This window comes from Paenibacillus sp. 10L310, from assembly GCF_056395745.1.
Map to the genome: position 1 here is coordinate 115495 of NZ_JBFTKC010000006.1, position 14816 is coordinate 130310.

5 protein-coding genes are annotated in these 14816 nt (G+C 50.8%); all 5 read left to right on the forward strand.

Annotated elements, in window-relative coordinates; all coding sequences use genetic code 11:
* Window positions 1–232: 232 nt before the first annotated feature.
* The 5 genes from AC1DE7_RS15905 to AC1DE7_RS15925 all read left to right on the forward strand — a co-directional run bounded on the left by AC1DE7_RS15905 (window position 233) and on the right by AC1DE7_RS15925 (window position 14390).
* A complete protein-coding gene (locus AC1DE7_RS15905) occupies window positions 233–1609 on the forward strand; it encodes a class I SAM-dependent rRNA methyltransferase (protein WP_076250690.1) in 1377 nt (458 codons plus the stop codon).
* A gap of 199 nt (window positions 1610–1808) precedes the next feature.
* Window positions 1809–5312 carry a helicase-exonuclease AddAB subunit AddB gene (gene addB / locus AC1DE7_RS15910; protein ID WP_477534783.1) on the forward strand — a complete coding sequence of 1168 codons (3504 nt, stop codon included), beginning with the start codon at window positions 1809–1811 and terminating at the stop codon, window positions 5310–5312.
* The gene (addA, locus tag AC1DE7_RS15915; RefSeq protein ID WP_477534784.1) at window positions 5309–9736 is read left to right on the forward strand and encodes a helicase-exonuclease AddAB subunit AddA; all 4428 of its coding nucleotides are present in this window, start codon (window positions 5309–5311) and stop codon (window positions 9734–9736) included. The genes addB and addA overlap by 4 nt, the downstream gene beginning before the upstream one ends.
* A 53-nt stretch (window positions 9737–9789) precedes the next feature.
* Window positions 9790–10974 carry an exonuclease SbcCD subunit D gene (locus AC1DE7_RS15920; RefSeq protein WP_127545229.1) on the forward strand — a complete coding sequence of 395 codons (1185 nt, stop codon included), beginning with the start codon at window positions 9790–9792 and terminating at the stop codon, window positions 10972–10974.
* A complete protein-coding gene (locus tag AC1DE7_RS15925) occupies window positions 10971–14390 on the forward strand; it encodes an SbcC/MukB-like Walker B domain-containing protein (protein WP_477534785.1) in 3420 nt (1139 codons plus the stop codon). Before AC1DE7_RS15920 ends, AC1DE7_RS15925 begins: the two co-directional genes overlap by 4 nt.
* The last annotated feature ends 426 nt before the right edge of the window (window positions 14391–14816 follow it).

Consider the following 14816-nt stretch of genomic DNA (forward strand, 5'->3'; position numbering starts at 1 on the left):
TGCACCCCAATTCGAAAGATACGGTGATTCGTGCAAACGTAGTGGAGGGGACGAAATCGAATCTGAAGAAGCGAAGCGTGCGCCTTTGTCTCCGGATTTTCCCTTTAAAAAAGGGAATCAAAAAAATCTGGAGACAACAGCGATCGGAAGATCGATTCGTAACCGAAACGCCACCTACGCGCCGCACCAAACCTATCTTTTGAACTATTAAATTAAAGGAAGTGGATCTACCTTGCCATCAGTTACACTCGAACGCAGTCGCAAAAAGCGGCTTGAACATGCACATCCATGGATATTTAACAATGAAATTGCCTCTGTTGACGGAAACCCGGAACCGGGAGATCTGGTCAATGTATTGAATCATCAAGGTCGCTATCTGGCGACAGGTTATTACAATCCTGCATCTCAGATCACTGTAAGGGTTGTAGCGTATCAACCTCTGGAGTCCGAACAGATGGACACCGCGTTTTTTGCAGCGCGTTTCCGCGATTGCTTGCGTCACCGGGAACGTTTTATCCAGGATGGAGAGGCATACCGTCTCGTTTACGGCGAAGCTGATTTTCTGCCAGGATTAATCGTTGACCGATTCGGCAGCATTCTCGTTGTACAGTTGCTTACACTTGGCATGGATCGTTGCCGTGAAGCCATCGTACAGGCACTCATTGAAGTAATGCAGCCGGAAGGTATATACGAGCGCAGTGATGTCTCGATTCGTGAACTGGAAGGTTTGGAGCAGACCAAAGGTCCACTGTACGGAGATTGCCCAAGACATGTCACGGTTACAGAGAATGGACTACTCATTAAAGTGGATATCGTGGAAGGGCAGAAGACAGGTTACTTCTTCGACCAACGCGAGAATCGTGCAGCCATTGAACCGCTTATGAAGGGTTGGGGCTACAAGAGTGGAATCACACTACAAACGACCGAGCAGGATGGCACAGAGCAGCTCTTGCCTGTGAATAAAAGTGGTAAAGTAGTTACATTCCCATATTGGGATGGTGCCACTGTACTGGAGTGTTTCTCACACACGGGCAGCTTTACGTTGAATGCTTGCAAATATGGAGCTAAAAAAGTGACTTGTCTTGATATTTCGGAGCATGCCATTGAGAGTGCACGAACAAATGTGGAGCTGAACGGTTTCACTGACCGGGTTGAATTCGTAGTTGCTGATGCATTCCAGTACTTGCGTGAACAAGTGAAGGGACTGGATGAACGTACCGCACGTGCACGTGCAGCCGAACAGAAAGTGGATACATCCAAAGCGCTGGCAGCTGGCGGTAAAACATTTGATGTGGTCATCCTTGATCCTCCTGCATTTGCCAAAACGAAATCAGCAGTTAAAGGTGCATGTCGCGGTTATAAAGATATCAATCTGCAAGGAATGAAACTGGTCAATGAGGGTGGATATTTGGTAACAGCCAGCTGTTCGTATCACATGCGTCCAGACTTATTTCTAGATACGATTGCTGATGCAGCAGAAGATGCAGGCAAAGTGCTTCGTTTGATCGACTGGAAAGCAGCCGGTAAGGATCACCCACAAATTTTGGGCGTGGATGAAGGACATTACCTGAAATTTGCTATTTTCGAAGTGCGCAGTAAAAAGAATTAATCGTATGATTTTCGTTCCAATCAAGTATAGATCAAGTCAAAAGTCCACAGTGTGATAGCTGCGGGCTTTTTGCTGTTTTGCTGTGTTAACGGAGATGATCTCCGGTTTTACCGGATAGTGGCAAACGTATGTTCCGAACCAAGTCAGATATGTTATACTGGGAATTAAAATCTTGTACGTGTGGTTTGGAGGATTAGACATGTCCGTTCGTTTTGTTATTGGCCGGGCAGGCAGCGGAAAAAGCTTGCTGATTACCCGGGAAATTACATCCCTGCTTCAAAAGGAGCCGCAAGGCACACCTTTGATTTTACTCGTTCCCGAACAGAGTTCTTTTCGAACAGAGCAGGCATTGGTGTCTTCTGGAGCAATCAAAGGTACCATGCGTGCAGAAGTGCTCGGCTTTCGCCGTCTAGCCTATCGTGTAATGCAAGAAGCAGGTGGTTCTGCTCGTATTCCGATCGGAGTCGAAGGCAAAAAGATGTTGCTCTACAAGGTCATCCAGCGCCGTAAGGAAGAATTAAAGCTGTTTGGTGCATCCGGCAGCCAGCTGGGTTTTATAGGCGAATTAAATGACTTATATAGTGAATTTAAACGTTATGAAGTTGATCCGTCATTGCTGGAAGAAGGGATGTCTGGAGGGAATACCTCATCCACTTCGCCGATTCTGGAGGACAAGTTGCATGACTTGAATCTGATATATCGTGACTATGAACAGGAACTGACCAATTTATATATTGATGATGAAGACACGTTGACCGAGCTGACAGATCGTTTGTCGGAAAGTGCATTGCTGCAGGATGCCCAGATCTGGATTGATGGTTTTCAGGGATTCACACCACAGGAGATGAGTGTGATTGGTCGGCTGATGTTGCAATCCTCATCCGTGACGATTGCCCTGACAATGGATCGTCCTTATGATCACGGCGCACTGCCTGGAGAACTGGAACTGTTTTATCCCACGGCAAGTGCCTATGCGCGTCTCAAAGGGATGGCTGAAGAACTGGGTGTACCGAGCGATATAACCGTGCTAGATTCGGAGATTCCACTGAGATATAAGGATCGTCCGGGACTTGCTCATCTGGAGGCTGGTTTCGACCGGCGAATTCGTTGGAAAAGTGAAGGCCTTGATTCCGGAATCCGACTGGTTGCAGCGGAGAACCGACGAGCTGAGATGGAGGGGGCACTGCGTGAGATGCGGCGCCTGGCACAAAACGAAGGTGCGCGTTATCGGGACATGGCGGTACTTGTTCGTCAGTTGGATACCTACGCTGATATAGCTGAACCTCTATTCAGGGATTATGGCGTACCCGTCTTTCTGGACCGCAGAAGAAATGAACTTCATCATCCATTATCCGAGTTTATCCGTTCCGCACTGGATATTGTTCGGCGCCACTGGCGTTACGAGGATGTATTTCGTTGTGTCAAAACGGATCTGCTGCTTCCGCGTGATGGTTCCATCACTCGTGAAGATATGGACCAGCTTGAGAATTATGTACTGGCTTGTGGTATTCACGGGTATCGCTGGACTGACGGCAAACCATGGAAGTATGTACCAAGCCTGTCGCTGGAAGACAACGGTCAGGATGGCCGTAGTCGAGGACGGGACCAGATGCTTTCTTTAATGGAGAGCTGCCGAACGGTCATTACAGATTCCTTGGGTGTTTTTGAGAAGCGAATGAAAAAGGCAAAGACAGCCAAAGCCCAGTGCGAGGCACTATACAGATTGCTGGAAGATGCTGAAATCCCATGGAAGCTGGAGAACATGTCTGCTGAAGCTAAGGCACAAGGTGACCCCGAACGGTCGAGAGAACATCGGCAGATGTGGGGAGCTGTGCTGGATTTATTGGATCAGATGGTCGATATGATGGGGAATGAACGGCTGGATATCACGCTGTTTGCCGGGATGATTGAGACCGGATTGACGGAACTGAAGCTGGGTCTGGTACCACCAGCACTTGATCAGGTATTGGTTGGTTCTATGGACCGTACACGACTTCAGGACATCAAATACGTATTTATCCTTGGCGCCGTTGATGGTGAATTACCCGCCGTACCTCAGGATGATGGCGTATTAACGGAACTGGAGAGAGCGTTACTGACGGAAAGAGGCATGGCGCTTGGACCAGGTGCAACAAGGCAGATGCTGGATGAACGTTTCCTGATCTATACGGCACTTACAGCGGCAAGCAGCCAGTTGTGGCTGAGTTACCCGGTTGCTGATGATGAGGGGAAAGCACTGCTTCCTTCCGAGATTGTCCGTCATGTACGGAAGATGTTTGGTTTACAAGAACAGCCATTACTCGCTCAACCGCCGGTTGCGAACTCGGAAGAAGCGCATTGGTCCTATGTCACCCATCCGGGTCAGAGTCTGTCAACGCTCATTGGACAATTGCGCAAATGGCGCCGCGGAGAAGACATCCCTGAAATGTGGTGGGCGGTCTACAATTGGCATGTATCTCGAGAGACAAGCAGACCTCAGCTGGAACGGTTGATGGGATCAATCTTTTATCGTAATAGAGCATTACCATTACGTACAGCTACCAGTCGCAGACTGTATGGCACAGAGGTGAGGACGAGTGTCTCGCGAATGGAGCGTTTCGTAGCTTGTCCGTTCTCCCATTTTGCTTCGCATGGGCTGCGCCTCAAAGAACGGCAATTGTATCGCCTTCAGGCTCCTGATATCGGACAGCTGTTTCATGCTGCGCTAAGCCAGCTGGCTATGCGGTTGCGCGAAGAAAATCGTAGTTGGGGCAGTTTGACTCCAGACCAATGCCGTCAGGAAGCCGAGCAAACGGTGGAGCAGATTGCACCACAGCTGCAAGGGGAGATTTTGCTAAGCACCAAGCGATACGGTTATATTTTCCGCAAATTGAAGGACATTGTTAGCCGGGCATCGGTTATTCTTGGTGAACAGTCCAGACGTGGAAGTTTTGAACCGATTGGATTGGAGCTTGATTTTGGACCCGATAAAACACTGCCGCCACTACGTTTTGAACTGGAGAACGGCTGTGTGATGGAGATCGTGGGTCGAATTGACCGTGTAGATGTCGCAGAAGGAGAGAATGGTCTGCTCCTGCGTGTCATTGACTATAAATCAAGCCAGACGGACCTCAAGTTACATGAAGTGTACTATGGTCTGTCATTGCAAATGCTCACCTATCTGGAGGTGCTGCTTAGTGCTGCCGAAGAATGGCTTGGGGAAACGGCGATGCCGGGAGGAACGTTGTATTTCCATGTGCATAACCCGCTGTTGCAATCTGCAAACGGCATGACATCAGAGCAGGCAGGACAAGAACTACTGAAACGGTTCAAAATGAAAGGTTTGCTTCTGGCTGATCGGGACGCAATCGCTCAAATGGACAACACCCTGGATAAGGGATATTCAGCTATTATTCCAGTTGCTCTTAAGGCGGACGGAAGCTTTTATAGTAGCGCCGCTGTAGCTACGCCAGAGCAATGGGATACGCTGCTTGCTTCGGTTCGCAGTAATATCCGTGAGATTGGTACCCGAATTACGGATGGGGATGTGGCCATTGAGCCTTATCGTATTCAGCAGGAAGTGGCGTGCACGTTCTGTCCGTATAAGCCTGTTTGTCAGTTTGATGAGAATATAGAAGGAAATGAGTATAACCTGTTGTCCAAACCGGGCAAACAGCAAATCTGGGATATGTTATCTCACACCAAGGGAGGGGAAACATCATGACGAATATGCCAAAACCGGAGGGTAGCTTCTGGAGTGATGACCAGTGGAGTGCCATCTCGGAAAGCGGAGAAGACATACTGGTTGCCGCAGCGGCGGGATCAGGCAAGACAGCCGTGCTGGTTGAACGAATTATTCGCAAGATCGCAGATCCCTCCCAAGGATACAGTGTGGATCGTTTACTTGTAGCTACGTTTACCAAAGCGGCCGCCGCCGAGATGAAACAACGGATTCGGGAAGCGTTGGAACGTGCGCTGGAAGAACAGCCTGGAGAAGAGCATCTGCGTAAGCAGCTGTCGCTGCTTGGACGGGCATCTATTACAACGCTGCATTCATTCTGTATGGAAGTCATTCGCCGTTATTATCAGCAAATTCCGTTGAACCCGGCTTTCCGTATCCTGAATGAAAATGAAGCGGAAATCATGCGGCAGGAACTGCTTGAAGAACTATTTGAGGAAAAGTATGGCGAAGAAGATGAAGGGAGTACATTCCGCGAATTAGTGGACTGGTTCAGTGGAGAACGAAACGATGATGCGATGCATCGACTGGTGCAACGTTTGTATGATTTCTCCCGCAGTCATTCCTGGCCGGATCATTGGCTCTCAGAGATGGCGTCTGCTTTTCAGGTGGAAAGTGTAGAGGCACTTGGACATTCAGCATGGGTTCAGAGTATTTTGCGTGATGCGGCTCTTGCTTTAAGTGGTGCAGCAGGATTGCTCCGTCAAGGCATTCATATTTCCATGCAGCCTGAAGGTCCGGCACCTTATGCAGATACGTTAAAAGAAGACCTGGTGATGGTAGAAGAACTGTTGTCTGCGGTTGAGATTATGCCATGGGAGAGGTTGCCTGAAGTGTTTCAACCCGCTGCATTTGGCAAACTGAAACCTTGCAAAAAGGATCAGACGGACCCGGCTTTACAGGATCAGGTGAAGGAACTCCGTGAGGCCGCGAAAAAGGCAGTTACCGACCTGAAAGGTTCATTGTTCGGAAGAAGTGCGTTTGCGTTCTGGCAGGAGTTGGAGCAAGCGGCACCACTCATGCAGGAGTTGTCGAGGTTGGTTAGTACATTTGGAGAACGTTATCGACAGGCCAAACAGGAACGTGGGCAAGTTGACTTCAGTGATCTGGAGCATTACTGTCTTCACATTTTGCGACATGAGGATTCAACGCCTGAACAGTCGATGCCTTCCGATGCGGCTATGGAGTACCGTTCGCGATTCGATGAAGTGTTGCTTGATGAATATCAGGATACCAATACGGTTCAGGAAGATATCGTGAAACTGATCTCCAGAGAAAACCCGGGTAACCGATTCATGGTCGGTGATGTCAAACAGAGTATCTACCGTTTCCGGTTGGCTGAGCCAGGTCTGTTTATGAACAAGTATCGCCAGTATGGAGCGAGCACAAATGAGGACGGAATGGTGGAAGAACGTCTGCATCGTACTGGTCAACGTATTGATCTTGCGCGGAATTTTCGTAGTCGAGCAGAAGTCGTGCATTCGGTCAATATGATATTCCGGCAACTCATGAACGAAGGTGTGGCAGAGATTGCTTACGATGAACGAGCTCAACTGGCATATGGGGCTACCTTCCCGTCAGAAACACTTGGTGATGAGGCGTATACACCTGAACTCATGCTGATCGATCGTCAGGGTGGTGGTCCTGATCTGACAGAGAGTACGGATGAGAATGGGGATGCATCGGTCTCCGCAGAACTGGAGAGTGCCGAACTTGAAACAGCCCAGTTGGAAGCGAGGGCAATCGCAAGGCGTATTCGGGAGATGGTTGGAGACACGGACAAACCTGCCCTTCATGTATATGACAAAGCTCTGCAAACGATGCGCCCGGCACGTTACGGTGACATGGTCATCTTGCTGCGTTCAACCTTGATGTGGGCTCCGCTCATGATTGAGGAGTTCAGACAGCAGGGAATTCCTGCTGGAGGAGAACAGAGCAAGGGCTATTTTCAGGCTACAGAAGTGGAAATCATGATGTCTCTGCTTCAGCTTGTTGATAATCCAAGGCAGGATATTCCGCTTGCTTCCGTGCTTCGTTCCCCGATTGTTGGACTGGATGAAGAGGAACTGGCACAGATTCGGCTTGGTGACAAAAGACAGTCATTCTATGATGCGGTTATATCGGCTGCGGGAGATTGGAGCGATTCCTCCACTAATGCTGTACAACAATCCCGGCAGGATAATCATCCTGATTCCAATATGGTCCAGTTGCAGTGGCCGGAAGCCTGGGCAGAGATGGAACAGGGACAGCGGGAGACAGCAGCTTCAGTCGAGGCAGAGATCCTGGATGATGTCTATGAATCCGATGTGCATACATTGCATACAGATGGAATGCAAGATGCTGGTGTTGCGGGACATGCAAGTGAGGATTTGGGCATAACGGAGATCTCAGGCTCGGAATTACAGCAAAAGTTAATTCGTTTTATGCGTCAATTGGAGCAGTGGAGACTTGAGGCAAGGCAAGGCAGTCTAAGTGAACTGATCTGGCGTATGTATCGGGAAACCGGTTATTTGGACTGGGTTGGTGGTCTTCCAGGAGGGCTGCAACGTCAAAGTAATCTTAAGGCATTGTACGACCGCGCACGACAATATGAGGAATCAACTGCGAATCGCGGCTTGTTCCGTTTCCTGACCTATGTTTCCAGACTGCGGGAAAACGGGGGAGACCTAGGGACTGTAGCAAGTAGTTCTGGTGAGCAGGACAACGCCGTACGTATCATGACGATTCACCGGAGTAAGGGTTTGGAGTTTCCAATTGTCTTTGTCGGTGGCATATCCAAGATGTTTAATCAGCAAGACTTGAACGCACCGTTTCTAATGCATAAGGAATTGGGATTTGGCCCGAGGTTTGTGGATCGTGAGAATCGGGTTGCCTATCCTACATTAGCCAATCTGGCGATTCGTCGTCGTGCGCAATTTGAACTGCTTGCTGAAGAGATGCGTGTGCTGTATGTTGCGTTGACCCGTCCCAAAGAGAAAATGATTCTGCTGGGTACTGTAAAAGATGCCGCGAAAAAAGCGCTCGCGTGGTCTCAGGTCAAGGATAGCCCTGAATTGGCATTGCCAGACTATCTGCTTGCTGCTGGACGGAGTTACCTGGACTGGATTGGACCATCCCTGATGAGACATCCAGATGCGGCTGTGCTGCGTGAACTTGCTGGAAGCAATGATTCGTTCTCAGCTTGTCTTGCAGATGATCAATCACGATGGGCGATCTCTATTATTTCCGCAGATCAGGTATCCCGTGACCATGTGGTAGATCTGACACTCGGAGAAGAAGACGGGATAAATGAGGTACGGAAAGAACGAATTGCTGCACTAAAAGCCGTCCAACCCGTGAAGTTGGTTACATCTTCAACTGTAGAAGAGCTGACGAAGAGTGCACAAGATACGGCTAACCAAAACATTGGAGATGAAGGTGCAGACATAGTAGCTCTTCAACAAGAGGAGACACGGCTGATCAACGAGGTTGATCAACGACTTTCATGGACGTACCCCTATGAAGCAGCAACTCAAGTAGCAGCCAGTACATCTGTCACGGAGTTGAAAACGTTACTTGCGATGCAGGATATCCAGTCCGTAGAGGTGATGGAGGAACTGGGAGAACAGTCCGAGAAATTATTGGCTCACAACAACCCAGAAATCAATTACACCAAAGATGAAGCAGGCCATGTACTACGTGGCGTATCCGATGAATCTAACGAGCGTGAGACTGGATCACGGACAGATTCAAACGGTACGGTGAACCTTCCGGATGCGGGATCTGCAGGTACGTCTTTCAAACTGCACCTGCGTCGTCCCAAATTCATGGAGGCAACGCAGTTGACAGGGGCAGAACGGGGGAACGTGTATCATACGTTGATGCAGCATCTTCCTATAGATGGATCATCTGTTGATTCACAACTTATTGAACAGACAATTGAGCGATTGATTAAGCTTCAGATTTTGCTGCCCCATCATGCTGCGGCTATCGAACCTGAAGAACTGGCCGGATTTTTCAATACAGAACCAGGGAAAGAATTATTGCGTGCAGCGTGGGTGAAACGGGAGATTCCGTTTGTGTATGGACTTCCGGCACATCAGTCCCCTGTGGAATGGCTACATGAACGGGCGGCGAACTCAGATATGCAGATAATAAATGAAGATAGCAAAATGCAGGCAACGATTGAAAATGAAACCGTGCTTGTACAGGGGATTATCGATTGTCTGTATGAGGTGGACGGCGAGCTTGTCTTGCTTGATTACAAGACGGATCGGGTATTGGAGCATCGTGGTGGTTTGGATGAACTCACCAAAAATTATCGCTTCCAGCTAGATCTGTATGGACGGGCCATTGAAGATATATTGGGTCGGAAAGTTGACCGGAAATGGCTGTACTTTTTTGATGGTGGACATGCAGTGAAATTGTAAAAGATCGGAATTTAAAACCATGGATTTCATATGGGAGAGGGGTGGAACGGACGATGCGTATTTTGCATACAGGGGACTGGCATTTGGGAAAAACGCTGGAAGGACGAAGCCGACTGCGTGAACAGGAAGATTTTGTTGATGAACTCGTCAGGGTCGCTGATGAGCAGCAGGCAGATGCCATATTGATGGCCGGAGATGTGTATGATTCGGTTAATCCTCCCGCAGCGGCGGAACAGCTTTTTTATGAAGCGGCAGCACGTCTGACGGAGCATGGAAGACCTCTTGTGGTGATTGCAGGGAATCATGATCAGCCAGAACGTGTAGCTTCTGTAACTCCACTTGTGAACAGACAGGGCATTACACTCGTAGGGATGCCTACTTCAGAAGCGGTAACCATCCATGCAAAGCGAACCGGAGAAATTGCACAGATTGCCGCATTACCTTATCCTTCTGAAGCCAGATTGAATGAACTGCTGACAACAGATGGGGACGAAAATGTGCTTCGTCAGGCATACAGTCACCGGGTGGGCATGTTAATGCAGCGTCTGGCAGCTTCTTTTCGCCCGGATACCGTGAACTTGGCCATGAGCCATATCTATGTGCTCGGCGGACTTGAGAGTGATTCGGAACGTCCGATTCAGATCGGTGGGGCCTACACGGTGGATCCATCATCTTTATCGACTGGTGCGCAATACACGGCGCTTGGGCATCTTCATCGTGCACAGGCTGTCAAAGGAGACGGTGTGATTCGATATAGCGGTTCTCCTCTCGCCTACAGCTTCTCGGAAGCAGGGCAGAGCAAGTCTGTCACGATGGTTGATCTGGCGCCGGGTGGAGCAGCACAGGTAGAAGAAGTTTTGTTAACGTCCGGGCGTCCGCTTGTACGTTGGCAGGCCCGTGGTGGTCTGGCAGAAGTATATCGCTGGCTGGATGAGGGGCGTGATCCACAGGCTTTTATCGACATGGAAGTGTGGCTGGACGAGGCGATGTCCCTGAAGGAGATTCAGCAGCTGCGAAAATCACATGAAGGTATCATTCATATTCGCCCGGTGTATCCCGAGATGGCTGCAGCAGGACTTTTGGAACAACGATCCGAGCTGCCGGTCCACGAACTGTTCCGTAAATTTTATCAGCGTCAGACCGGTGGTGCACAACCGGAAGACAGCCTGGTACAGCTTTTCCTGGAACTTGTGGATGAAGACGAGCCGGGTGCGCGTGAGGAGGTCGAGGAAAGATGAAGCCAATTCTATTAAAAGTTGCCGGACTGCAAAGTTACCGGGAGATGCAGGAGATTGATTTTACCGTGCTGACAGAGACGGGGCTATTCGGTATTTTCGGTCCAACGGGCAGTGGTAAATCTTCCTTGCTCGATGCCATCACACTCGCCATGTACGGAAAAGTGGAACGCGCGGTGAACGGGACGCAAGGCATTATGAATCATGCAGAGGATTCGTTGTCGGTTGCTTTTACATTTGAACTGATGTCGGCGGAAGGCACTCGAAGGTTCCGGGTAGAGCGACGTTTCAAACGAAATAATGAAGTTTCGGTGAGTAACACGATCAGCAAATTCATAGAGACGGTTAATGGCGAAGAACAGGTACTTGCCGACAAATTGGCAGATGTGAATCGCTGCGTTGAAGATGTGATCGGTTTGAAGATGGATGATTTTACACGGGCAGTGGTGCTTCCGCAAGGAAAGTTTGCCGAGTTTTTGTCACTCAAAGGCAGTGAACGTCGCCAAATGCTGCAACGATTATTCCATCTGGAGAAGTATGGGGACCAGTTGGCCATCAAATTAAGTCGGCGGGTCAAGGATAATGATATGGTTCACCAATCTCTTGCTGCGGAGCAACAGGGACTGGGCAATGCCAGTAAGGAGACGCTGGAAGAAACGAAACGGCTTCTTCAAACCGCTGTTCAGCAGTCTGAATTGTCCCGCAAAGCGCTGGATGAAGCTGTGAAGGAAGCTGAACAACTGGGCAAAATTCGTGAGTTAAGTAACGAACGGCAGGCCCGGACGGATGAACAGCAGAAGCTGAAAGCACTGGAACCACAGATAGAGGTAGGCGAACAACGGCTGAAACAATCCGTTGCGGCAGATACAATACTGCCTGCATTGCAGACGGTTCGAGATGCCATGACTACACAGAAGCAGCGGCAGGATACTGCCGAGACAGCTCATCAGCAAGCACTGGAACATGAGCGTCTGGCTGTTCAGGAAGCGGAGAAGGCTGAGACGGCACGCAAGCAAATGACTGAGGAAGAACCGAAACTTCTGCTGCGCCTGGAGCAACTCGAACAAGCGAAAGAGCTGCAACGTGAACGGGACGGACTTCAAGCCGATTGCTCGCGCCTCGCGCAGTTGCTGGAACAGGGGCAGAGCGAACAAACTACGCTGGGACAGCAGCTTGAGAAAGAAAAGGAACTGCAACAGCGCGGACGCAAACGGCGAGAGGAACTACAGGAGAGCCTCAAGCCAAATGAAGTGAAGTCAGAGGAACGCAGGCAACTTCAAGCTGCGCTAGAACTGAAACATCGTGTGGATACTGCCGCGGAGCAGTTGCAGCAAAATAAGGCTGACATGCAGGCCTATAAGCAATCGGCAGAACAGGGAGCCGACAAGCTGAAGGCGGCGGCTGAGGAAGAAAAACGCCTGAGTGATCAGCGTCAGCATCTGGTAGAACAGGCGTCATCAGGTCTTGAGGCCTTGCTTGCCTGTGAGCAGGATATTAGCCGCGAACAAAGCCTGCTGGCCCTTGCGGAGGAACAGTTGCGTGGCACGATGCGGGAGCAGGAGCTGCACCGGCTGTCCTCGGCTTTGCGCGCCGAGCTGCACGACGGCGAGCCATGCCCGGTGTGCGGCTCGCCGCATCACCCGCTCCCGGCTGCGCCGCCGGGAGAAGGTCCGCACGCAGGCGACGCGGACCTGGAACTGCTGCGCAGCCTGCACGCGGAGCTGCAGGAGCTGCGCTTTGGGCTGCGCCAGCAGTTGCACGAACGTCGTAGCCTGCTGACGCAGCTTGGCGCTGCGGCCGGCGAAGCTCCGGCCGCAGCCGAGGCCGCGCCTGCGGCAGCGGAGCCTGAGCCCGCCGGGTCGCCCGAACACGGGCGCTCCCCGGCAGGCTGGGCATCGCGTGCCGCTGCGCTGCGCGAAGCCGCGCAGGCGCTGGCTGGCGCAGCAGCGCCGCTCCAGACCGAAGCCGCCGCGTTGCAGCAGGCGGCTGTGGGCGCGCAGCAGCGCCGCATGGAAGCGGCAGCTGCGCAAGAGGCCGGCCGTGCCGGGCTCGCCCAGGCGGAGCGCAAGCTGGCCGAGAGCGAGGCCGCAGCGGCTGCCTTGCAGAGCCGCTGGGCCTCGGAACTGCCCGGCATCGCTCAGGAGGAGGCCAAGGCCCTCTATCAGGCGATGCAGGAGCGCGATGCGCGCGCCGAAGACATCAAGGAACGTCTGAACAAAAGCGTGACGTTCCTTGAGGAAAAAGACCAAATCATTCAATCTCTCCAGCAGAAACTGGTTGAATTGGACAAACAACTGATTCAGTGGCAAACGGAGTGGCAGGGCAATAGCAAACAGCTGGCCGAGAAGGAAGAACGCTTGCGCCAGTGGGTTGGGGAGCAACGGGTAGAAGATCTGATTACTGCGGCTCAGGCTCGTCTGGATGGACTGCGGAAAACAGCTTCGGACTCGGCACAACGCTTCAAAGAGGCGGACACGCTGAAGCAGGAATCAGCTAAGAAAGACGTTATGGCTCAACAGGCAGCCGCCTCGGCTACAGAACATCTGCAACAAGCACAGGAACGGTGGAAGCAATTGCTGGAACAATCTCCGTTTGACTCAGATGATGCTGTTGTATCCGCGGCAATTCCTTCACAGGAAGCAGAGCGACTGGCAGGGGAGATCCAGCAGCACCGTGAACGTGAGCGTGAACTGGCATCCCAGTTGCGTGAACTGGAACAAAAGCTGGGTGGTGCTGTCGTATCGGAGGAACAGTGGTTAGCCTGCACCGAACGTTTGCAGCAGATCCGAATTGAGGATGAGGCTTCCCTTCGTGCCAAAGCACGTGCAGAACGTGATTTGGAGGATGTGGAGCAGCGACATGTTCGCTGGACCGAACTGGAGAACAAGCGGGTGGAGGTAAGCCGTCAAGGCGAACTGCTCAGCAAGCTGCAATCCGCGTTCAGAGGCAATGCTTTTGTTGAGTATATTGCCGAAGAGCAACTGATGCAGGTTAGTCATGCGGCATCTCAGCGTCTGCGCTTCCTGACCAAACAGCGTTATTCACTGGAGGTGGATTCCGGTGGTGGTTTTGTGATCTGTGATGATGCCAACGGGGGAGTCAAACGACCGGTATCAACGCTGTCAGGTGGCGAGACATTTTTGACTTCGTTGTCACTGGCCTTGGCACTGTCGGCCCAGATTCAGCTGCGAGGTCAGTACCCACTTCAATTCTTCTTCCTGGATGAAGGGTTTGGTACCCTTGACCCTGAACTGTTGGATACCGTCATTACGTCTCTGGAAAAATTGCATGACGATCGATTGGCTGTTGGTGTCATCAGTCACGTGCCTGAACTGCGTGCACGCTTGCCGCGCAAACTTGTGGTGATTCCAGCAGGTGAGGCCGGAAACGGCTCACGTGTGGTCTTGGAGACTCTGTAGAGGGCAATGTGTAAGCAATATAGATCATAGAAGCGCCTCTAATAGTCCAAGCAAAATGAATATTAGAGGTTGTTCAAAAAGTCCGCTTTTGATTATGAATGGTGCCTATTAAACACGCACTATTACGGAATGTTATTTTTGTGAAAATATTTCTTTTCTTGCTTTTATAACTTAGCGGAGTGAGTTACATCACAGATACAGGTTCATCCCGCTGTTATACTACAGTTAAGCCGACAAACTTTATTTAAGTACCCCGGCGGACATCTGATCAGGACGTTTCCTGAATAGATGTCCGCGCAGCAGACTTCCAAGGAAGCCGCTCACGGGGTGCTTCTTTTTTTGTGTTTTTTCGTCAGTAGTGTCAATTCGCCCAGTTCTGAATACCATGAAAAGGTGATCAAGAGCTGAATCAGGGAGGCGTTGGCA